This window comes from Streptomyces misionensis (assembly GCF_900104815.1).
GTDB lineage: Bacteria > Actinomycetota > Actinomycetes > Streptomycetales > Streptomycetaceae > Streptomyces > Streptomyces misionensis.
Window position 1 is genome coordinate 4,829,135 of the sequence record NZ_FNTD01000004.1, and the last position, 21,038, is coordinate 4,850,172.

Annotated in this window: 16 protein-coding genes; 13 read left to right on the plus strand and 3 right to left on the minus strand. The window is 73.6% G+C overall.

Annotated elements, in window-relative coordinates; genetic code table 11:
* Nucleotides 1-87 precede the first annotated feature (87 nt).
* The 5 genes from BLW85_RS23705 (at nucleotide 88) to sucD (ending at nucleotide 7,572) form a co-directional block, all read left to right on the plus strand.
* A complete protein-coding gene (locus tag BLW85_RS23705; protein WP_074993045.1) occupies nucleotides 88-1,233 on the plus strand; it encodes an ATP-binding protein in 1,146 nt (381 codons plus the stop codon).
* Entirely contained in the window at nucleotides 1,233-3,773 is a 2,541-nt protein-coding gene (locus tag BLW85_RS23710) for a DUF5682 family protein (protein ID WP_079172401.1), read from the plus strand. The genes BLW85_RS23705 and BLW85_RS23710 overlap by 1 nt, the downstream gene beginning before the upstream one ends.
* Entirely contained in the window at nucleotides 3,770-4,966 is a 1,197-nt protein-coding gene (locus BLW85_RS23715) for a VWA domain-containing protein (RefSeq protein ID WP_079172402.1), read from the plus strand. Before BLW85_RS23710 ends, BLW85_RS23715 begins: the two co-directional genes overlap by 4 nt.
* 515 nt (nucleotides 4,967-5,481) lie before the next feature.
* A complete protein-coding gene (sucC, locus tag BLW85_RS23725) occupies nucleotides 5,482-6,660 on the plus strand; it encodes an ADP-forming succinate--CoA ligase subunit beta (RefSeq protein ID WP_070026243.1) in 1,179 nt (392 codons plus the stop codon).
* Between the two features lie 27 nt (nucleotides 6,661-6,687).
* Nucleotides 6,688-7,572: a succinate--CoA ligase subunit alpha gene (sucD, locus tag BLW85_RS23730; RefSeq protein WP_070026242.1), complete on the plus strand. Its 885-nt coding sequence runs from the start codon at nucleotides 6,688-6,690 to the stop codon at nucleotides 7,570-7,572.
* An 84-nt stretch (nucleotides 7,573-7,656) separates the two neighbouring features.
* Here sucD and BLW85_RS23735 read toward each other — a convergent pair whose 3' ends face one another.
* A complete protein-coding gene (locus BLW85_RS23735) occupies nucleotides 7,657-8,733 on the minus strand; it encodes a transcriptional regulator (protein WP_070026241.1) in 1,077 nt (358 codons plus the stop codon).
* A gap of 113 nt (nucleotides 8,734-8,846) precedes the next feature.
* Between BLW85_RS23735 and BLW85_RS23740 the strand changes: the two genes are divergently transcribed.
* Nucleotides 8,847-10,583: a cell division protein PerM gene (locus BLW85_RS23740; protein ID WP_244175042.1), complete on the plus strand. Its 1,737-nt coding sequence runs from the start codon at nucleotides 8,847-8,849 to the stop codon at nucleotides 10,581-10,583.
* Nucleotides 10,584-10,623: 40 nt separating this feature from the next.
* On the opposite strand, the gene BLW85_RS39485 is transcribed toward BLW85_RS23740, so the two are convergent.
* The gene (locus BLW85_RS39485; RefSeq protein ID WP_167381429.1) at nucleotides 10,624-11,487 is read right to left on the minus strand and encodes a hypothetical protein; all 864 of its coding nucleotides are present in this window, start codon (nucleotides 11,485-11,487) and stop codon (nucleotides 10,624-10,626) included.
* 281 nt (nucleotides 11,488-11,768) lie between these two features.
* Here BLW85_RS39485 and purN point away from each other — a divergent pair, with 281 nt between their 5' ends.
* Nucleotides 11,769-12,398, plus strand: coding sequence for a phosphoribosylglycinamide formyltransferase (gene purN / locus BLW85_RS23750; RefSeq protein ID WP_070026239.1), 630 nt, complete (start codon nucleotides 11,769-11,771; stop codon nucleotides 12,396-12,398).
* Nucleotides 12,395-13,957, plus strand: coding sequence for a bifunctional phosphoribosylaminoimidazolecarboxamide formyltransferase/IMP cyclohydrolase (gene purH / locus BLW85_RS23755; RefSeq protein WP_070026238.1), 1,563 nt, complete (start codon nucleotides 12,395-12,397; stop codon nucleotides 13,955-13,957). The genes purN and purH overlap by 4 nt, the downstream gene beginning before the upstream one ends.
* Before the next feature lie 237 nt (nucleotides 13,958-14,194).
* Here the strand turns inward: purH and BLW85_RS23760 are convergent, their stop codons facing one another.
* The gene (locus BLW85_RS23760; RefSeq protein WP_070026237.1) at nucleotides 14,195-14,722 is read right to left on the minus strand and encodes a hypothetical protein; all 528 of its coding nucleotides are present in this window, start codon (nucleotides 14,720-14,722) and stop codon (nucleotides 14,195-14,197) included.
* A 251-nt stretch (nucleotides 14,723-14,973) separates the two neighbouring features.
* On the opposite strand from BLW85_RS23760, the gene BLW85_RS23765 reads away from it, so the two are divergent.
* The 5 genes from BLW85_RS23765 (at nucleotide 14,974) to BLW85_RS23785 (ending at nucleotide 21,016) form a co-directional block, all read left to right on the plus strand.
* Nucleotides 14,974-15,828, plus strand: coding sequence for a bifunctional methylenetetrahydrofolate dehydrogenase/methenyltetrahydrofolate cyclohydrolase (locus tag BLW85_RS23765; RefSeq protein WP_070026236.1), 855 nt, complete (start codon nucleotides 14,974-14,976; stop codon nucleotides 15,826-15,828).
* Between the two features lie 46 nt (nucleotides 15,829-15,874).
* Nucleotides 15,875-16,369: a DUF3017 domain-containing protein gene (locus tag BLW85_RS23770; protein WP_425275368.1), complete on the plus strand. Its 495-nt coding sequence runs from the start codon at nucleotides 15,875-15,877 to the stop codon at nucleotides 16,367-16,369.
* 223 nt (nucleotides 16,370-16,592) lie between these two features.
* Complete coding sequence (locus tag BLW85_RS23775; RefSeq protein WP_074993047.1) at nucleotides 16,593-17,861, plus strand: DUF2690 domain-containing protein; 1,269 nt, start codon at nucleotides 16,593-16,595, stop codon at nucleotides 17,859-17,861.
* Between the two features lie 329 nt (nucleotides 17,862-18,190).
* Nucleotides 18,191-19,180, plus strand: coding sequence for a malate dehydrogenase (locus BLW85_RS23780; protein ID WP_070026234.1), 990 nt, complete (start codon nucleotides 18,191-18,193; stop codon nucleotides 19,178-19,180).
* A 315-nt stretch (nucleotides 19,181-19,495) separates the two neighbouring features.
* Nucleotides 19,496-21,016: an aldehyde dehydrogenase family protein gene (locus BLW85_RS23785; RefSeq protein WP_074993048.1), complete on the plus strand. Its 1,521-nt coding sequence runs from the start codon at nucleotides 19,496-19,498 to the stop codon at nucleotides 21,014-21,016.
* Nucleotides 21,017-21,038: the final 22 nt, after the last annotated feature.

Sequence of the window (21,038 nt, forward strand, 5' to 3'; positions counted from 1 at the left end):
TGGTCAGAGCGATTGTCAGTGGTGTGGTGCACGGTTGGTGGCAGATCCGAACCGGCCGAGCTGGAGGGGGCCTCAGCCATGTCAGCCATGCCTGCGTCCGCGCAACCGAAGACCGCCGCACCGCAGCCGAGCGAGGGTGCGCCCGCCGAGGGTGCGACCGCCCTGCGACCGCACGCGGAGCAAGCCTTCGCCGGTGAACTCGCCGCGCTCGCCGCGCAGGACGACCGGCCGCGCCCGGCCCGCTGGAGACTGTCGCCGTGGGCGGTGGCCACGTACCTGCTCGGCGGCACGCTGCCGGACGGCACCGTGATCACGCCGAAGTACGTGGGCCCGCGCCGGATCGTCGAGGTCGCCGTCACCACCCTGGCCACCGACCGCGCCCTGCTCCTGCTCGGCGTGCCCGGCACCGCCAAGACCTGGGTCTCGGAGCATCTGGCCGCCGCCGTCAGCGGTGACTCGACGCTGCTGGTCCAGGGCACCGCGGGCACCCCCGAGGAGGCCATCCGCTACGGCTGGAACTACGCGCGGCTGCTCGCCCACGGCCCGAGCCGCGACGCCCTCGTGCCCAGCCCCGTCATGCGCGCCATGGCCGAGGGCATGACCGCCCGGGTCGAGGAGCTGACCCGCATCCCGGCGGACGTGCAGGACACGCTGATCACGATCCTGTCCGAGAAGACCCTGCCCATACCGGAGCTGGGGGAGGAGGTCCAGGCGGTCCGCGGCTTCAACCTCATCGCCACCGCCAACGACCGCGACCGCGGTGTCAACGACCTCTCCAGCGCGCTGCGCCGCCGCTTCAACACCGTGGTGCTGCCGCTGCCGGAGAGCGCCGAGGCCGAGGTCGACATCGTCACGCGCCGCGTCGAGCAGCTCGGCCGCTCGCTCGACCTGCCGGCCGCGTCCGACGGGTTGGCGGAGATCAGGCGCGTCGTCACCGTCTTCCGCGAACTGCGCGACGGCATGACCGACGACGGCCGTACGAAGCTGAAGTCGCCCAGCGGCACGCTGTCCACGGCCGAGGCGATCTCCGTCGTCACCCATGGCCTCGCGCTCGCCGCCCACTTCGGCGACGGCGTGCTGCGTCCGGCCGACGTCGCGGCGGGCATCCTCGGCGCCGTCGTCCGCGATCCGGCGGCCGACCGGGTCGTCTGGCAGGAGTACCTGGAGACGGTCGTGCGCGAGCGCGAGGGCTGGACGGACTTCTACCGGGCGTGCCGGGAGGTGAGCGCGTGATGGGCCGGGGCGGCCCGCTGCTGCTCGGGGTGCGGCACCACGGGCCCGGCTCCGCCCGCGCGGTGCGCGCCGCCCTGGACGCCGCCCGGCCCGCGACCGTCCTGATCGAGGGGCCGCCCGAGGCCGACGCGCTGATCCCGCTGGCCGCCGACCCCGGACTGCGGCCGCCGGTCGCCCTGCTCGCCCACGCCGTGGACGAGCCCGGCCGCTCGGCGTTCTGGCCGTTCGCCGCGTTCAGCCCGGAGTGGGTGGCCGTCCGCTGGGCCCTGGAGCACGGCGTCCCGGCCCGCTTCATCGACCTGCCGGCCGCCCACACCCTCGCGTGGGACGAGGAGACCGACCGGGACGAGGGGGCCGTCCAGGAAGAGGAGGGGGCCGTCCAGGAGGAGGGGGCCGACCGCCGCGACGAGGGCGGCGCCGGGGCCGGCGGCGACCAGGTGCGCGTCGACCCGCTCGCCGTGCTCGCCGGGGCCGCCGGGTACGACGATCCCGAGCGCTGGTGGGAGGACGTCGTGGAACACCGGGGGCCGGGTGGCCGGGACCCGTTCGCCCCGTTCGCGGTGCTCGCCGAGGCCATGGGCGCGCTGCGCGAGCGGTACGGCGCGGGCGGGCGCCCCCGGGACCTGGTGCGCGAGGCGCAGATGCGTCTGCAACTAAGGGCGGCGCGCCGGGAGTTCGGGGACGCGGTGGCCGTGGTGTGCGGGGCCTGGCACGTGCCGGCGCTCGGCGCGAAGACCACCGTCACCGCCGACCGGGCGCTGCTGAAGGGGCTGCCCAAGGTCAAGGCCGATCTGACCTGGGTGCCCTGGACGCACCGCAGGCTGGCCCGGTCGAGCGGCTACGGCGCGGGCATCGAATCGCCGGGCTGGTACGGCCATCTCTTCCACGCCCCCGACCGGCCGGTGGAGCGGTGGCTGACCAAGGTGGCGGGCCTGCTGCGCGAGGAGGACCGGATCGTGTCCTCCGCGCACGTCATCGAGGCCGTACGGCTCGCGGAGACCCTCGCGGTGCTGCGCGGCCGTCCGCTGCCGGGGCTGGGGGAGACCACCGAGGCGGTGCGCGCGGTGATGTGCGACGGCTCGGACGTGCCGCTGGCGCTGGTGCACGACCGGCTGGTGGTCGGGGACGTCCTGGGCGAGGTGCCGGAGACCGCCCCCGCCGTGCCGCTGCAACGCGACCTGGCCCGCCACCAGCGCGCGCTGCGGCTCAAACCCGAGGCGCTGGAGCGCGACCTGGAGCTGGACCTGCGCAGGGACACCGACGCGGCCCGCAGCAGGCTGCTGCACCGGCTGCGGCTGCTCGGCATCGGCTGGGGGGAACCGGGCCCCGCGCGGGGGAGCACGGGCACCTTCCGGGAGACCTGGCGGTTGCGCTGGCAGCCGGAGCTGTCGGTGCGGGTCGCGGAGGCGGGGGTGTGGGGGACCACCGTGGCCGGGGCGGCGCGGGCCCGGGCCGAGGCGGACGCGGCCGCCGCGGGGGCCCTCGCCGAGATCACCGCGCTCGCCGAGCGGTGCCTGCTCGCCGGGCTGTCGGACGCCCTGCCGGTGGTCATGCGGGCGCTCGCCGACCGGGCGGCCCTGGACACGGACGTCGGCCACCTCGCCCAGGCCCTGCCCGCGCTGGTCCGCTCGCTGCGCTACGGCGACGTACGCGGGACCGACATCCGCGCGCTGGCCGGCGTCGCGGCCGGCCTCGCCGAACGGGTCTTCGTCGGCCTCCCTCCCGCCTGCGCCGGGCTGGACGCCGACGCGGCCGAGCGGATGCGCGGGCACGTGGACGCGGTGCACACGGCGGTGGGGCTGCTCGGGGAGAGCCTGACCGGCACGCCCGGCGCCGAGGGAGCCGCGCCGGGGCCGGCGCACACCGTGGACGCCCCCGCGCAGGACGGCACGCCGGCGACCTCCGCCGACGGCCGCGCCGCGGACCCCCGCGCCCTCGGCGGGCTGCGGACGCGCTGGCGGGCCGTGCTGCGCGTCCTCGCGCTGCGGGACACCGTGCCCGGGGTGATCCGGGGGCGGGCCGTGCGGCTGCTGCTGGACGAGGGGGTGCTGGCGGCCGGCGAGGCGGCGCGGCTGATGGGGCTCGCGCTGTCGCCGGGGACGCCACCCGCCGACGCGGCCGCCTGGATCGAGGGCTTCGCGGGCGGCGGGGGCGGCCTGCTGCTGGTGCACGACGAGCGGCTGCTCGGCCTGCTCGACGGCTGGCTGACCGGGGTGTCGGCGGAGGCCTTCACCGACGTGCTGCCACTGCTGCGGCGCACCTTCGCGGCCTACGAGCCGGGGGTGCGCAGAACCCTCGGCGAGCTGGTGCGGCGTGGTCCGGGGGAGCGGGCGGGAGCTGCGGCCCGGGGGCTCACCGCACCCGGCTTCGCCGCCGAGCCGGACACCGGGCGCGCCGACGCCGTGCTGCCGGTGCTGCGCCTGCTGCTCGGCCCCGACCCGGAACCGGCCGCGGACCCGGCCGCGGAATCGGCTCCGGACCCGGACGGCCGGTCCGGGACGACCACGTACGACAACGGACTCGCGGGGGTGGCCGGATGACGAACGCAACGGCGGAGACGGCGGAGATGGTGGCGACAGACCCGGACGACCCGGCGCGGGAGCGGCTGCGGCGCTGGCGGCTGGTGCTCGGCGGGGAGCAGGCCGACGGCACCGGATGCGCGCTGTCCGGGCGGGACGCGGCGATGGACGCCACCCTGGCGGCCCTCTACGGCAAGGGCGACAAGGCGCAGTCGGGGCGGGAGCGCACGGCGGGGCTCGGCGCCTCGGCGCCGTCCGTGGCGCGCTGGCTCGGGGACATCCGCACCTACTTCCCCTCCTCCGTCGTCCAGGTCATGCAGCGCGACGCCATCGACCGGCTGGGGCTCGCCGCGCTGTTGCTGGAGCCGGAGATGCTGGAGGCCGTGGAGGCCGACGTACACCTGGTCGGCACGCTGCTCTCGCTCAACAAGGCGATGCCGGAGACGACGAAGGAGACGGCGCGGGCGGTGGTGCGCAAGGTGGTGGACGACCTGGAGAAGCGGCTCGCCACCCGCACCCGGGCGACCCTGACGGGCGCCCTGGACCGCAGCGCGCGCGTCAGCCGGCCGCGCCACCACGACATCGACTGGAACCGCACCGTCGCGGCCAACCTCAAGCACTACCTGCCCGAGTACCGCACCGTCGTGCCGGAACGGCTGGTCGGCTACGGCCGCGCCGCGCGCTCGGTGAAGAAGGAGGTGATCCTCTGCATCGACCAGTCGGGCTCGATGGCGGCGTCCGTGGTCTACGCGTCCGTCTTCGGCGCGGTCCTCGCCTCCATGCGGTCGATCGGCACCCGGCTGGTCGTCTTCGACACGGCGGTGGCCGACCTCACCGACCAGCTCGACGACCCGGTGGACGTGCTCTTCGGCACCCAGCTGGGCGGCGGCACGGACATCAACCGGGCGCTCGCCTACTGCCAGTCGCGGATCAGCCGGCCCGCCGAGACCGTGGTGGTGCTGATCAGCGACCTCTACGAGGGCGGCATCCGCGACGAGATGCTCAAGCGAGTGGCGGCCATGAAGGCGTCCGGGGTGCAGTTCGTGACGCTGCTGGCGCTGTCCGACGAGGGGGCGCCCGCCTACGACCGGGAGCACGCGGCGGCGCTGGCCGCGCTCGGCGCGCCGGCCTTCGCCTGCACGCCCGACCTGTTCCCGGAGGTGATGGCGGCGGCGCTGGAGAAGCGCCCGCTGCCGATACCGGACACCGCCTGAGGAAGCCGGGGAGGACCGGGAACCCGGACGGCGTACGGGGCGTCGGAGGGGGCATCGGGTAGCAGGCGCATCCGCTCACGCCCGGCCACCTCGCTCCGCGGGGCGGTCGCACCCGGTCGGCCGAATGCCGTCGGTCCGACCGGGCGGAGTCCCGCGGGTGGGGCGGGTGGTCCCCATTGGGGTGGGGATCAACCGTCCCGGCCCCGGTCCTGCCGGAGCCGTCCGGAGACCTCACCGGGTCAACCCCAGCCCGGTGAGGTCTCGTACCCGCCGGTAGGGTCGGAGGGACGCGGCACGGCGTGCCAGTGAACCCGGCATCGTGTGACAGGTATCACCGCTCAGGTGTGACCCTCGATTTAGGGAGCCCCCGCAAGCGGCGATAACCTGCGAGACGGACATGCCGCGCGCTCGGACACCGTGTGCGCCCCCCTAGTGACAAGCGGACGTCACGTTGCCCTTCGCGGCACGCCCACGCATCCAACGAACCGCGAGATCACTGATAGGGACGGAAGCGCGTGGACCTGTTCGAGTACCAGGCGAGGGACCTCTTCGCCAAGCACGATGTACCGGTGCTGGCCGGTGAAGTCATCGACACGCCTGAGGCGGCGCGCGAGATCACCGAGCGTCTGGGCGGCAAGTCCGTCGTCAAGGCGCAGGTGAAGGTCGGTGGTCGCGGCAAGGCCGGTGGCGTCAAGCTGGCCGCCTCCGCGGACGAGGCCGTCGCCCGCGCGACGGACATCCTCGGCATGGACATCAAGGGCCACACGGTCCACAAGGTGATGATCGCCGAGACCGCCCCGGAGATCGTCGAGGAGTACTACGTCTCCTTCCTCCTCGACCGTGCCAACCGCACCTTCCTCTCCATCGCGTCCGTCGAGGGCGGCATGGAGATCGAGGAGGTGGCGGCCACCCGTCCGGAGGCCGTCGCCAAGACGCCGATCGACGCGATCGACGGTGTGACCCCGGAGAAGGCCCGCGAGATCGTCGAGGCCGCCAAGTTCCCGGCCGAGGTCGCCGACAAGGTGGCCGACGTGCTGGTGAAGCTGTGGGACACCTTCATCAAGGAGGACGCCCTCCTGGTCGAGGTCAACCCGCTGGCCAAGGTCGCCTCCGGCGACGTCATCGCCCTCGACGGCAAGGTCTCCCTGGACGACAACGCCGAGTTCCGTCACCCGGAGTTCGAGGAGCTGCACGACAAGGCCGCGGCCAACCCGCTGGAGGCCGCCGCCAAGGCGAAGAACCTCAACTACGTCAAGCTCGACGGCGAGGTCGGCATCATCGGCAACGGCGCCGGTCTCGTCATGAGCACCCTGGACGTCGTCGCGTACGCCGGTGAGAACCACGGTGGCGTCAAGCCCGCCAACTTCCTGGACATCGGCGGCGGCGCCTCCGCCCAGGTGATGGCGAACGGCCTGGAGATCATCCTGGGCGACCCGGACGTCAAGTCCGTCTTCGTGAACGTCTTCGGTGGCATCACCGCCTGCGACGAGGTCGCCAACGGCATCGTGCAGGCCCTGAAGCTCCTGGAGGACCGCGGCGAGAAGGTCGAGAAGCCGCTCGTCGTCCGCCTCGACGGCAACAACGCCGAGCTGGGCCGGAAGATCCTCACGGACGCCAACCACCCGCTGGTGCAGCGCGTCGACACCATGGACGGCGCGGCCGCGAAGGCCGCCGAGCTGGCCGCCGCCAAGTAAGCACGAGGACGAGGACACCGACACACCATGGCTATCTGGCTCAACAAGGACAGCAAGGTCATCGTCCAGGGCATGACCGGCGCCACCGGCATGAAGCACACCAAGCTCATGCTCGGTGACGGCACGAACGTCGTGGGCGGCGTGAACCCGCGCAAGGCGGGTCAGACCGTGGACTTCGACGGCACCGAGGTACCCGTCTTCGGCACCGTCAAGGAGGCCATCGAGAAGACCGGCGCCAACGTCTCCGTCATCTTCGTGCCGGAGAAGTTCACGAAGGACGCGGTCGTCGAGGCCATCGACGCCGAGATCCCGCTGGCCGTCGTGATCACCGAGGGCATCGCCGTGCACGACACGGCGTCCTTCTGGGCGTACGCCGGCAAGAAGGGCAACAAGACCCGGATCATCGGCCCGAACTGCCCCGGCATCATCACCCCGGGTCAGTCGAACGTCGGCATCATCCCGGGCGACATCACCAAGCCGGGCCGCATCGGTCTGGTGTCGAAGTCCGGCACGCTGACGTACCAGATGATGTACGAGCTGCGGGACATCGGCTTCTCGACGGCCGTCGGCATCGGTGGCGACCCGATCATCGGCACCACCCACATCGACGCGCTCGCGGCCTTCCAGGAGGACCCCGAGACCGAGCTGATCGTGATGATCGGTGAGATCGGCGGCGACGCCGAGGAGCGTGCGGCCGCGTTCATCAAGGAGAACGTGACCAAGCCGGTCGTCGGCTACGTCGCGGGCTTCACCGCGCCGGAGGGCAAGACCATGGGTCACGCCGGCGCCATCGTCTCCGGCTCCTCCGGCACCGCACAGGCCAAGAAGGAGGCCCTGGAGGCCGCGGGCGTCAAGGTCGGCAAGACCCCGACCGAGACCGCCAAGCTCGCCCGGGAGATCCTCTCCGCCTGAGCGGCTCGACCGACACCCGCAGGCCCGCCCCGTTCCCCGGGGCGGGCCTGCGGGCGTTTTCGGCGGGGCCGCGCCGAGCGGGGCTCACCGGGGTGTCGGCTCGACCCGGTCCGGTCCCGCGGCCGAGTCCTGGCGGAGCTTGTCGCGCAGCAGCTGCTCGGTGCGGGACAACGGGCCCATCGGGGCCGGCCGGGGAACGCCCTGGACGGCCCGGGCGGGGGCGATGGGGGGCTCGTAGTGGGTCGGGGCGGTCCGCAGCGTGAGCGTCGTCGCGCCGATGATCGTCACGGTGAAGGCGATGGCCGCGCGGGTCCAGAAGACGTTGCGGCGTTCGCCGACCGTGCGCACCGTCGGGGGACGGGAGGCGCGCAGCCGCTCCCGGGAGGCGAGTTCGGTGAGCCGGCGGTGCAGCAGAGCCGTGTCGGCCAGTTCGGGGACGTGCGCGGCCACGGCCTCCCGCGCATGGGTCAGCCGGTTCGCCGCCGCCGGGGTGCTGGCCTCCGTCTCCGCCGCCGTCTCCGGCAGGTCGAGGCCCACACCGTCGTACAGCACCAGCGTGCGCCGGTAGGACGGCGGCAGTCTCAGCAGCGCGTGCAGCAGCTCCCGGTCGGCCGGATCGGCGGGCGGCGGCTCGGGGTGCCGGTGGCGCGGCCGGAACCGGTGCCAGGGCGAGAGCGCGCAGTCGTACGCCACCGCCCGCACCCAGCCGGCCGGATCCCGGTCCCGCGCCACCTCGGGCCAGCGCTGCCACGCCTGCTGGAAGGCGTGCTCCACCGCCTCGCGGGCCAGTTCGCGGCGCCCGCAGAGCAGATAGGTCTGCCGTACGAGGGCCGGGGCGCAGAAGGCGTAGAGCGCGTCGAAGGCCTGAGCGGGCGTCAGCGGTTCGGGGCCGGGGGCCGGGTCCCCGTCCGGTGCGCCGGGACTCGTCTTCCCGGGGGCGTCCGGGGCGTCCGTCGGCCGGGCGAACGAGGCGAGGAGTTCGGCGTACGCCCGCCCCTCGGCGCCGGTCGGGTCCCGGCGGCCGGACTCCCACGCGCGCACCGTGGCACGGGCCACGCCGAGGCGTGCGGCGAGCTGAGCGTGCGTCATGGTGCGGGACCGGCGCAGGCGTCGGCGTTCCTTGGGCGGTGGCAGCGGGCTGGCGGAGATCTGCGTGGTCACCGTGCACCCTTTCGTACGATAAGTGACATAAACATATATTGAGCGACACTTCGGTGGTTCACCTGTTACGCCGGGAAAGCGCGTGTCGTTGGGAGCATGGCGACGTGACCCAGATGACCGATCGCCGACCGTCGCTCACTCCGCTGTCCACCCGGCTGCGCGACCGTCCGCCCGGCCTGTCCGCCAGCCTGCTGAACGGCGTGGTCGCGGCCGGGCTCGGCCTCGGCACGCTCACCGTGCTCGTGCTGGGCCTGTGGATCAGCTCGCCCTACCCCGACAGCGGTCCGGGCGGCGCGCTGCACATCGCCGCCGCGCTCTGGCTGCTCGCGCACGGCGTCGAACTGGTCCGCACCGGCACCGTCTCGGGCGCCCAACTCCCCGTCGGCGTCACCCCGTTGCTCCTCCTCGCACTGCCGGCGTGGCTGCTGTACCGGGCCGGGCGGTACGCCACGGACGCCTCCGCCGACCCCGACGGGCCACCGCCCGTGCCGGTGCGCACGGCATGGCTGGGCGTGGTCGTCGGCTACCTCGGCGTCGGCACCGCCGCCACCGTCTACTGCTCCGGCGGCGAACTGCGCCCCTCCTGGGGCGGGGTGACGGTGTGGCTGCCGCTGGTCGCGGTGGCCGGGGCCGGAGCCGGGGTCTGGTCGGCGCACGGATACCCGCCCCAGCCGTTGCTGCGGGCGCTCAAGGTGCTGCCGGGGCCCGTGCGGCGGGCGGTGTCCGGCACGGACGCGCGGGCCCGGCTGGGCACGGCCGCGCGGGCCGCGGCGGCGGCGACGGCCGTGCTGACCGGGGGCGGGGCGCTGCTCGTGGCCGCCTCGATGGTGTGGCACGGAGCCGCGGCGCGGGCCTCGTTCCTGGAGCTGACGGACGGCTGGACGGGACGGTTCGCGGTGCTGCTGCTCGGCATGGCGCTGATCCCCAACGCCTCCGTGTGGGCCGCGTCCTACGCCCTCGGCCCCGGGTTCGTCCTCGGCGCCGGGCACCCGGTGCATCCGTTCGCCTCCGACCCGGCCCCGCTGCTGCCGCCGTTCCCGCTGCTCGCGGCGGTGCCGGACGCCGGCCCCGGGACACGGCTGAACTGGGCGGCCGGGCTGCTGCCGGCGGTGGCCGCGATGGTGGCGGGGTGGTTCGTGGCCCGGGCGGCGGTACGCGGGCCGCGCCGCTGGCGGACGGGACGCACCGCCGGGGTGGCGCTGCTGACGGCGGTGGTCTGCGCGCTGCTGCTGACCCTGCTCGCCGCGCTGGCGGGCGGCCCGATGGGCGTCGCCGCGCTGTCCCGGTTCGGCCCGCCGTGGTGGCTGACCGGACCCGCGGCCGGCGCGTGGACCGCGCTGTTCGGGCTGCCGACGGCGCTGGTCGTCCGGGCATGGCGGCTGTGGCGGGGGCGGGCGGGAACCGCCCCGGCCGGGGCGACGCCGAAGCCCCCGGCCGGCGCCCCGGAGGCGAGGCCGAAGAGCCGGAGCGGGGGCGGGACCGGCCCGCGGGCCCGGCGCGAGGACACCCCTCTCGCCCCGCAGAAGCCGGTCCGGGACCCGACCCTCGCCGTGGAGGAGGGGTACGACATCCTGCCCGCCGAACCCTTCGTCCCGGGGCTGCGCGACGACCTGGACCGCGCCCTGCGCCAGGCGGCCACGCCCGGACCGGCCGAGAACACGGCGGACGAGACTCCCCCGAGGGACGACCGACAGGACGAGACTCCCCGGGAGGACGAGAACCCCCAGGTCGGAGCCGGCGAAGACGCCGGAACCCCCGAAGGGGCCGGAACGCTCCGAGAGACCGGAAATCCCCGAGAGGCCGGAACCGGCGAAGACGCCGGAACCCCCCAGCGGGACGAGACCCCTTGACGGGACGGTCGCCCGACGGGACGGGGGGCCTGGCGCTCGACTACTCGTTCCCCGCGCTCAGCATGCCGCGCAGCTGCTGCGGCAGCAGGGTCTGGCAGGACTGCTTGGCCTCGTGGGTGAGGGCGTCGTCGACACAGGTGAAGTAGTCGCGGTAGACGAACTGGACCGTGAACGTGGAGGCGACCAGGACCAGGGCGAGGGCCGCCGTGACCAGGCCGCCGACGGCCGCCGTCGTCTGCGGCCGTCCGGCGGGCGCGGGCGTGGGCGTGGGCTGGTCCGGGGCCGGGGTGCGCGGCTTGGCGCGCAGCGAGCTGACACCCCAGTACAGGGCCAGCGCGCCCAGCAGCAGCGCCACGTACGGCCAGCCGAACAGCACGAAGAAGACGGCCCACATGCCGGACAGCAGCGCGTAGCGCGCCCGGCGCTGGACCGGGTCCGTGGGGTCCCAGCGCATGCCCGCGCCGGGGCCGCCGCCCGGACCGCCCTGCCCGCCCGGCCCACCGGGACCCTGCGGGCCGGAGCCGGGACGCTCGCCGAAGCCGCCGGGCGCACGCCCCGGCTGGCGGTCGCTCCACCGGCTGCCCCACGGGGAGCCGCCCTGCTGTCCGCCGGGACCGCCCTGACCCGCGCCGGGCCCGCCCTGTCCACCGGGGTGCCGGGGCTGCCACGGCCGGTCCGGGGCGCCCTCCGGCGGCGGCGCGAACGGGTTGTCGTCCTGCCGTCCGCCGTCACCCCGCGGGCCCTGGCCCCGTCCCTCGCCGGAGTCGCCCCCGGTGTTCCCCGCCCCGCCCCGCGGGGCGTCCGGCGGGGTGGACGGCCGCTCGCGCAGCAGCATGCCGGCGCGCGCTCCCCCCGGGACCGAATCTGGCGGGAACGTGAGGAGTCGCAGGCTGCGGACGGGCATCAAAAGAGCGTCTTCCCCTAGATCAACACGGCTGGTCGTCGTGAGCTTCCACCTCGTCAACGCGCCGCATGTCGACCGCGTTCCCGAGGCTGCCCCTCGCGATTCCCTGCGAACGCTACCTCCCGGCCACGCACCCGTCCCGTGGGGGCCGTCCGCGGTGCCGGTATCGTTGCTGGCGGTCGGCCGCTTCGTAGACTTCCCCGTATCCCGGGGCGCGAAGCATTCGTACGACTGTACAAACCGCCGACGGCACAGATCGTTTCTTGAGAAAGGGCCCCACCGTGGCCGCCAACCCCGTGGCCAAGCGCCTCGTCGTGCTGGTCTCCGGATCCGGCACCAATCTGCAGGCGCTCCTGGACGAGATCGAGCGCACCGGCGCGCAGGCGTACGGCGCGCGGATCGTCGCCGTAGGGGCGGACCGCGACGGCATCGAGGGGCTCGCCCGCGCCGAGCGGGCCGGGCTGCCGACCTTCGTGTGCCGGGTCAAGGACCACGCGAGCCGCGAGGAGTGGGACGCCGCCCTCGCCGCGGCCGTGGCGGCGTACGAGCCCGACCTCGTGATCTCGGCCGGGTTCATGAAGATCGTGGGCAAGGAGTTCCTCGCGCGCTTCGGCGGGCGGTTCGTCAACACCCACCCGGCCCTGCTGCCCAGTTTTCCCGGCGCCCACGGCGTCCGTGACGCGCTCGCGTACGGCGCCAGGGTCACCGGCTGCACCGTCCACTTCGTCGACGACGGCGTCGACACCGGGCCGATCATCGCGCAGGGCGTGGTGGAGATCCGGGACGAGGACGACGAGAGCGCGCTGCACGAGCGCATCAAGGAAGTCGAGCGAAGGCTGCTCGTCGAGGTCGTGGGGCGGCTCGCCCGCAACGGCTATCGCATTGAGGGACGAAAGGTAGTTATCCAGTGACCGCCGAGAGCAACAAGCGGCCCCTTCGCCGGGCGCTCGTCAGCGTCTACGACAAGACCGGCCTGGAAGAGCTGGCACGCGGGCTGCACGAGGCCGGTGTCGAGCTGGTGTCGACCGGGTCCACCGCCTCCCGCATCGCCGCCGCCGGCGTCCCCGTCACCAAGGTCGAGGAGCTGACCGGCTTCCCCGAGTGCCTGGACGGCCGGGTCAAGACCCTGCACCCCAAGGTGCACGCGGGCATCCTCGCCGACCTGCGGCTGGACAGCCACCGCGCGCAGCTCGACGAGCTGGGCGTGGCGCCGTTCGACCTGGTCGTCGTGAACCTCTACCCGTTCCGCGAGACCGTCGCCTCCGGCGCCTCGGCCGACGAGTGCGTGGAGCAGATCGACATCGGCGGCCCCTCGATGGTCCGCGCCGCCGCCAAGAACCACCCCTCGGTCGCCGTGGTCACCAGCCCCGAGCGGTACGCCGACGTGCTGGAGGCCGCCAAGGACGGCGGCTTCGACCTGGCCGCCCGCAAGCGGCTGGCCGCCGAGGCCTTCCGCCACACCGCCGCCTACGACGTGGCCGTCGCCTCCTGGTTCGCCGCCGACTACGCACCGGTCGACGAGTCCCGCTTCCCGGACTTCCTCGGCGCCGCCCACGACCGCCGGAACACCCTGCGCTACGGCGAGAACCCGCACCAGGACGCCGCGCTGTACGTGGACGGCACGGGCGGGCTGGCCGAGGCGGAGCAGCTGCACGGCAAGGAGATGTCGTACAACAACTACACGGACACGGACGCCGCCCGCCGTGCCGCGTACGACCACGCCGAGCCCTGCGTCGCGATCATCAAGCACGCCAACCCCTGCGGCATCGCGATCGGCGCGGACGTCGCCGAGGCGCACCGCAAGGCGCACGCCTGCGACCCGGTCTCCGCGTACGGCGGTGTGATCGCGGTCAACCGTCCGGTGAGCCGGGAGATGGCCGAGCAGGTCGCGGACATCTTCACCGAGGTCATCGTGGCGCCGGACTACGAGGAGGGGGCCCTGGAGGCCCTCGCCAAGAAGAAGAACATCCGGGTGCTGAAGGCCCCCGGCGCGCCCGCGGGCCAGGTCGAGGCCAAGCAGATCGACGGCGGCCTGCTGGTCCAGGTCACCGACCGGCTCCAGGCCGACGGCGACGACCCCGCCAACTGGACGCTGGCCAGCGGCGAGGCGCTGTCCGCCGAGGAGTTGAAGGAGCTGGCGTTCGCCTGGAAGGCATGCCGCGCCGTGAAGTCCAACGCGATCCTGCTCGCCAAGGACGGCGCCTCGGTCGGCGTCGGCATGGGCCAGGTCAACCGCGTCGACTCCTGCAAGCTGGCGGTCGAGCGGGCCGGTGAAGAGCGCGCCCGCGGCTCCTTCGCCGCCTCCGACGCCTTCTTCCCCTTCCCCGACGGCCCGGAGATCCTGATCGAGGCCGGCGTCCGCGCGATCGTCCAGCCCGGCGGTTCCATCCGCGACGAGCAGGTCGTGGAGGCCGCCAAGAAGGCGGGCGTGACCATGTACTTCACGGGCACGCGCCACTTCTTCCACTGAGCCGCGACGGTCTGCGGCCCCTCTCCGAGGGGCCGCAGACCGTTCGTGCGTCCGGCGACCGGGGCGGTGGCCGCGGGCAACTGCGCGGCGGGCCGGTCATGTTCGCCGTTTCCCCACGTGAACGGGCGATGCGGTCGGCTTCGCTGTGGGGCGACGCACGGGGCCGTGTCCCCCTGGAAGGGTGGGACACGGCCCCGGAGGTCGGACGGCGCGACGTTTGCCTCGCGCCGGGGTGGTTCAGTAGCGGGCGCGGTTGAACCAGGCCTTGCCGTCGGCGCCGCCGACGAAGCAGGCGATCAGGATGCCGAGCACGATGTGCACGATGCCCAGGATGACGAGGAACGGGTAGACGCCGAGCACCGCGCTGAGGATGCCGAAGACCAGGGCCGAGACCCGCAGACCGTTGCCGCCGGTGGAGAACTTCGTGGCCATGACGGCCGCCCACACCAGCCAGGCGAGCGCGAGCACCGCGAAGGCCCAGATCACGCCCACCGGGTAGTCGGAGAGCCCCGGCAGGGAGTTGTCCTGCTTCGCCTTGTTGATCGCCACGGCGGAGAAGGCGAACAGCGCCACGCCGATGACCTGGAGGGCGACGATGACCCACAGCATCGTGCGGGCCGCGCTGACCTTGCCCGGCATGGCGGTCATCGGGGCGGCGGCACCGTACGGCTGCTGCACCGGCGGCGCGGCGGGGTAGCCGTAGCCGGGCTGCTGGGGCTGGCCCTGCGGAGCGCCGTAGGGGTTGTTCGGGTCGCCGTAGCTCATGGTTGGTGTTCCTCCGTTGCTTTCCGAGTGCGGGGACGAGGCGCGGCACTGCACGGAGGAGAGTTTCTACAGATGCGGTCCGTCCCCCGATGAGCTGCCCGCTGCACTGTGGTGTTCATCGTTCTTGACCGGATAGTGGCTTGTCCAGCCGTAATCTGCGGGTGTTGTGCAAGTGCAACATCCGTGATCACAACGGCGTGGACCCGGACCCGGATTGGAACCCCGGGGCGGTCATCCGGGAGGATGGGGGTATGACCGCCCAGATTCTCGATGGCAAGGCCACCGCAGCCGCGATCAAGTCCGATCTGACCGCCCGCGTGGCGGCGCTGAGGGAGAAGGGAGTCACGCCCGGACTCGGCACCGTCCTGGTCGGGGACGACCCCGGCAGCCGCAAGTACGTCGCGGGCAAGCACCGCGACTGCGCCCAGGTGGGCCTCGCCTCCATCCAGCGGGAGCTGCCGGCCACGGCCACCCAGGAGGAGATCGAGGCGGTCGTCCGCGAGCTGAACGAGGACCCGTCCTGCACCGGCTACATCGTCCAGCTGCCGCTGCCCAAGGGCATCGACGAGAACCGCATCCTGGAGCTGATGGACCCGGCCAAGGACGCGGACGGCCTGCACCCGATGAACTTGGGCCGCCTGGTGCTCAACGAGCCCGCCCCGCTGCCCTGCACCCCCAACGGCATCCTGACCCTGCTGCGCCGCCACGGCGTGGAGATCAAGGGCGCGGAGGTCGTGGTCGTCGGCCGGGGCGTCACCATCGGGCGTCCGATGCCGCTGCTGCTCACCCGCCGCAGTGAGAACGCCACCGTGACCCAGTGCCACACCGGCACCCGTGACCTGTCCGCCCACCTCAAGCGGGCCGACATCGTCATCGCGGCGGCCGGCTCCCCGCACCTGATCCGCGCCGAGGACGTCAAGCCGGGCGCGGCCGTCCTCGACGTCGGCGTCTCCCGCAACGCCGAGGGCAAGATCGTCGGCGACGTCCACCCGGACGTGGCCGAGGTGGCGGGCTGGATCTCCCCGAACCCCGGTGGTGTCGGTCCGATGACCCGGGCCCAGCTGCTGGTCAACGTGGTCGAGGCGGCGGAGCGCAGTGCCGGCTGACGACACCCGCCGCGGTGACGCGACCGCGACCGCGAGCGAGGCGACCGTGAACGACGACAGCGTGGAGCGCGCGAGCGCGGACGGCGACGGCGTGCCGGAGGAGACGGTCCGCGACGCGATCAGCGCCCCCGACGCACAGGGGCGCCCGCGCCGGGTCACCCGCCGTTTCCCGCTGTTCACCAGGGACACCGCACGGCCCGAGGGCGGTGGCCGGGCCGCCTCCGGTGCCGCCCCGGCGCCCGCGCGGCAGTGGCCGCTGCTGGTGGTGCTGGGCACGGTCGCGCTCGGCCTGCTGGTGACCGCGCTCGACGCGTTCCGCGTCGGCATCCTGCTGATCGGCGTGGGGCTGCTGGCCGGCGCGGTGCTGCGCTGGATGCTGCCCGGGGTCGGCATGCTCGCCGTCCGCTCCCGGTTCACCGACATCAGCACCTACGGCGTCCTCGGCCTGGTGATCGTCCTGCTGGCCCTGATGGCCCAGCCGCACCCCTGGCTGGAGATCCCGTTCCTGAAGGACACGCTGCACTCCACGGTGACCAGGTAAGGCCACCGCAACGGCGGTTCGTCCCCTCCCCCGAGACGGGACGAACCGCCGCCCGAGACACCCTCGCCCGCGCCGAACGGCCTGATCAACGGCTGTCTTCGCGCTGTGGCACGGAAGTGACCGTTCCGCTACGGTGACCGCGCGCTGCCTCTCCGTGCCCCTGCGGTGCCGATGTGTGGACAGTTCGGGATACGTGACAAAGTGGGGATGAGGGGGGAAGTCGATGCCTCGTTGGAACACCCTGCCGAAAGAACTCGACCCGGAGATCAAGGAGTTCGTCAACCAGCTGCGCTGGCTGGTGGACCTCGGCGGTCTGCACGTCGCGGACCTCGCCGACCGCACCGGCTACGGCAGGCCGTCCTGGGAGAGTTACCTCGCCGGTGAACTCCTCGCGCCCAAGGGGGCGGCCGTCGCGCTCGCCGAGGCCGCCGGGGCCAGTCCGGCCCCGATCGTCACCATGTGGGAGCTGGCCGAACGCGCCTGGCGGCGGACGGAAGCCGGGCTCGACCACACGGCGCAGGCGCTGCGCGTCTTCGCGGCCTCCGGCGACTCCGGCGCGCCGTCCTCCCGCGCGTCCAAAGTCGCCGCCCTCGACGGCCCGCGGGACACCTCCCCGGGAATCCCGGCCCAGCCGACGGCCGCGGAGGCCGACGCCCGCGACTCCTCGACCGGACACCGGGACCCGTCACGGGCGAGCGCCCGGCCCGCGGCGCGGTCCGGCGGATGGCCGCGGGTGACCGGAACACGGGACGGCGGACGCCCGGAAGGCCCCGGAACGGAGAGCGGCGGGTGGCCGAAGATCCCCGCGCAGGTCCCGCGCGGCCCGATCACGGCAAGCTCCACGAGCCCGGCCGGTCCTGTCGGCACGACGGCTCCCCTGAACCCCGTCGGCCCTCCGGTCCCTCCCGGCGCCCACGGCCCGAACACGGCGCCCGGCCGGCCGAACCCCCAAGGCCCGGACGCCGGATCGCCCTCCGGGACGTCGCGCGCCGCCGGGTACCGCCAGCCGGCGCTGATGTTCCTCGCCGGGTTCGTCACCGTGCTGCTCGTGATCCTCGGGGTCTTCCACTTCACCGGGAAGCACGGCGGCGGGCACGCGAAGGCCGCCGCGCGTCCGGCGCCGACCATCAGCGCCAAGGAGAGCCTGCCGCCCGGGGTCCGGTGCGCCGGCTCGGACTGCGTGGGCAAGGACGCCGAGACCATGGGGTGCAGCGGCGACCAGGTGGTCACCGCCCAGACCGTCTCGCTCGGCGCCACCACCCTCGAGGTCCGCTACAGCAAGGTCTGCGGCACGGCGTGGGGCCGCATCACGAACGCGGTGCCCGGCGACAAGGTCCAGGTCACCGGGGTCAGGGGCACGGCCCGGCAGACCGGGGAGATCACCGCCGTCGGCGAGACCATCGCGTACACCCCGATGATCGCCGTACGCGACCCGGCCGAGGCGAAGGCGTGCGCCGCCCTCGCCTCCGGCCGCACGGCCTGCACGAAGTGACGGTTCGGCACACCCGCGGAAGCCGAACGGATGAATTTCCCTCCGGTGCGCATGCCCGGCCCGATCCTGGGCACGCGCTCGGATACCCCCCACGGGAGACCGGTGCGCCGGTACCCCCACCGGCGGCCGTCTCCGTCCTCCCCCTCTCCGGACGGGCGGCCGCCTTTTCGTACATCCGGTGACCCTCTGTGGGGTGAGCCACAGGGCCCGGCACGTCTCGCATGCCGGATGCGCGATAGCCTGACCGGTGGATCTCTCTTGATACCAAGAGATCGATCATCCGCCCGGGGCAGGGACGCCCCACCGCCAGCTGTCATACGGAGAACGCCATGACCCGCACTCCCGTGAACGTCACCGTCACCGGCGCGGCCGGCCAGATCGGTTACGCCCTGCTCTTCCGCATCGCCTCCGGCCAGCTGCTGGGTGCGGACGTTCCGGTCCGCCTGCGCCTCCTGGAGATCACCCCGGCCCTCAAGGCCGCCGAGGGCACGGCCATGGAGCTGGACGACTGCGCCTTCCCGCTGCTCCAGGGCATCGACATCACCGACGACCCGAACGTCGCCTTCGACGGCGCCAACGTCGCCCTGCTGGTCGGCGCCCGCCCGCGCACCAAGGGCATGGAGCGCGGTGACCTGCTGGAGGCCAACGGCGGCATCTTCAAGCCGCAGGGCAAGGCCATCAACGACCACGCCGCGGACGACATCAAGGTCCTGGTCGTCGGCAACCCGGCCAACACCAACGCGCTGATCGCGCAGGCGGCGGCGCCGGACGTACCGGCCGAGCGGTTCACCGCGATGACCCGTCTGGACCACAACCGGGCGCTGACGCAGCTGGCGAAGAAGACGGGCACCTCGGTCGCCGACATCAAGCGGCTCACCATCTGGGGCAACCACTCCGCCACCCAGTACCCGGACATCTTCCACGCCACGGTCGCCGGCAAGAACGCCGCCGAGGTCGTGAACGACGAGAAGTGGCTGGCCGAGGACTTCATCCCGACCGTCGCCAAGCGCGGCGCCGCGATCATCGAGGCCCGCGGCGCGTCGTCGGCCGCGTCGGCCGCCAACGCCGCGATCGACCACGTGTACACCTGGGTCAACGGCACCGCCGAGGGCGACTGGACCTCCATGGGCATCCCGTCGGACGGCTCCTACGGCGTCCCGGAGGGCCTGATCTCCTCCTTCCCGGTCACCACCAAGGACGGCAAGTACGAGATCGTCCAGGGCCTGGACATCAACGAGTTCTCCCGTGCGCGCATCGACGCGTCGGTCAAGGAGCTGTCGGAGGAGCGCGAGGCGGTCCGCGCCCTCGGCCTCATCTGACGGTAGTCCGTCCCGGGTTCTTCCCCCGTGGGCCCCGCTCCGGTTCCTCCGGAGCGGGGCCCACGCGCGTTCCGGCGAGGACGCCCTCCGGGGGGCCGCCGCCGTCGCCACCGGCTGTACCGGGGTCATGGACCGAACGCAGTGCCCCCGATACCCGTTTCTGTCTGTTTTCCACCGCCTTTTTAGTGACGCCGCGCACTTTCGGTCACCGATTCCGCATGCAAACCGAAAGCCATGGGCAGGCGGCCACGGTCTTTGACCCCGGTCACCGGGTGACGCAGGGACGCGAAACGGTAACGGAAGGCAACACCGATCATGGCGGACAGAACGGCACGACAGGCCCACGAGACCATCCACGCGGGCGGCGAATGGCTGGCGGCGATCTCCGGCGCGACCCGGGAGATCCTCGACCCGGCGGACGCCCGGCCGTTCGCGGTGGTCGCGGAGGGCGACGAGAAGGACGCCGAGCGCGCCGTGGCCGCGGCCCGGCAGGCGTTCGACGAGGGGCCCTGGCCCCGCACTCCCGTCGGTGAACGCGCCGCCCTGCTGCGCCGCGTCGCCGACCTCCTCGTACGCGACCGCGAAGCCCTCGGCCGGCTGGAGGCCCAGGACGCGGGCAAGACCGTGGAGGAGGGCCGCGTCGACATCGACTGCGTCGCCGACGCCTTCCGCTATTTCGCCGACCTGGTGGCCGCCGAGGCCCCCGGCCGGGTCGTGGACGCCGGGTCGCCCGACGTCCACAGCGTGGTCGTGCACGAGCCGGTCGGCGTCTGCGCCCTGATCACCCCCTGGAACTACCCGCTGCTCCAGGCCAGTTGGAAGATCGCCCCGGCGCTCGCGGCCGGCAACACCTTCGTGATCAAGCCCAGCGAGGTCACCCCGATGACCACCGTGGCGCTGATCGAGCTGCTGGCCGAGGCCGGGCTCCCCGCGGGCGTCGCCAACATCGTCACCGGCCCCGGCCACTCCGTCGGCGCCCGGCTCGCCGAGCACCCCGGCGTCGACCTGGTCTCCTTCACCGGCGGACTGGTCAGCGGAACCAAGGTCGCCCAGGCCGCCGCCCCCACCGTGAAGAAGGTCGCCCTCGAACTCGGCGGCAAGAACCCCAACGTGGTCTTCGCCGACGCCTGCGCCACCGAGGAGGGCTTCGACACCGCCGTGGACCAGGCCCTCAACGCGGCCTTCATCCACAGCGGCCAGGTCTGCTCGGCCGGCGGCCGGCTCATCGTCGAGGAGTCGGTGCGCGAACGCTTCGTCGCCGAACTCGCCCGCCGCGCCCAGCGGATCAGGATCGGCCGCGGCACCGAGGCCGGCGTCGAGGTCGGACCCCTCGTCTCCGAGCAGCAGCGCGCCAGGACCGAGGCGTACGTCGCCTCCGCGCTCGCCGAGGGCGCCGTACTGCGCTGCGGCGGCAAGCGGCCCGAACCCGCCCCCGAGCGGCCCGAGTCGGGCTACTTCTACGAGCCGACCGTCCTGGACGCCTGCCACCGGGAGATGAAGGTCGTCCGGGAGGAGGTCTTCGGACCCGTGCTCACCGTCGAGACCTTCACCACCGAGGACGAGGCCGTCCGCCTCGCCAACGACACCGAGTACGGCCTCGCCGGCGCCGTGTGGACCACCGACCCCGGCAAGGCCCGGCGCGTCGCGGCCCGGCTGCGCCACGGCACCGTCTGGATCAACGACTTCCACCCCTACCTGCCGCAGGCGGAGTGGGGCGGCTTCGGCAAGAGCGGCACCGGTCGCGAGCTGGGCCCCGCCGGACTCGCCGAGTACCGCGAGACCAAGCACGTCTACCAGAACCTCGCACCCGCACCGGTGCGCTGGTTCGCCGGCTGAGCCCGACCCGACCTCCCTCTCA

What these genes read in the sequence shown, in the direction of transcription:
- BLW85_RS23705 (WP_074993045.1), top strand. Translation starts at nt 88, where the DNA reads ATGCCTGCGTCCGCGCAACCGAAGACCGCCGCACCGCAGCCGAGCGAG.
- BLW85_RS23710 (WP_079172401.1), top strand. Translation starts at nt 1,233, where the DNA reads ATGGGCCGGGGCGGCCCGCTGCTGCTCGGGGTGCGGCACCACGGGCCC.
- BLW85_RS23715 (WP_079172402.1), top strand. Translation starts at nt 3,770, where the DNA reads ATGACGAACGCAACGGCGGAGACGGCGGAGATGGTGGCGACAGACCCG.
- sucD (WP_070026242.1), top strand. Translation starts at nt 6,688, where the DNA reads ATGGCTATCTGGCTCAACAAGGACAGCAAGGTCATCGTCCAGGGCATG.
- BLW85_RS23740 (WP_244175042.1), top strand. Translation starts at nt 8,847, where the DNA reads ATGACCGATCGCCGACCGTCGCTCACTCCGCTGTCCACCCGGCTGCGC.
- BLW85_RS39485 (WP_167381429.1), bottom strand. Translation starts at nt 11,487, where the DNA reads ATGCCCGTCCGCAGCCTGCGACTCCTCACGTTCCCGCCAGATTCGGTC.
- BLW85_RS23760 (WP_070026237.1), bottom strand. Translation starts at nt 14,722, where the DNA reads ATGAGCTACGGCGACCCGAACAACCCCTACGGCGCTCCGCAGGGCCAG.
- BLW85_RS23765 (WP_070026236.1), top strand. Translation starts at nt 14,974, where the DNA reads ATGACCGCCCAGATTCTCGATGGCAAGGCCACCGCAGCCGCGATCAAG.
- BLW85_RS23775 (WP_074993047.1), top strand. Translation starts at nt 16,593, where the DNA reads ATGCCTCGTTGGAACACCCTGCCGAAAGAACTCGACCCGGAGATCAAG.
- BLW85_RS23780 (WP_070026234.1), top strand. Translation starts at nt 18,191, where the DNA reads ATGACCCGCACTCCCGTGAACGTCACCGTCACCGGCGCGGCCGGCCAG.
- BLW85_RS23785 (WP_074993048.1), top strand. Translation starts at nt 19,496, where the DNA reads ATGGCGGACAGAACGGCACGACAGGCCCACGAGACCATCCACGCGGGC.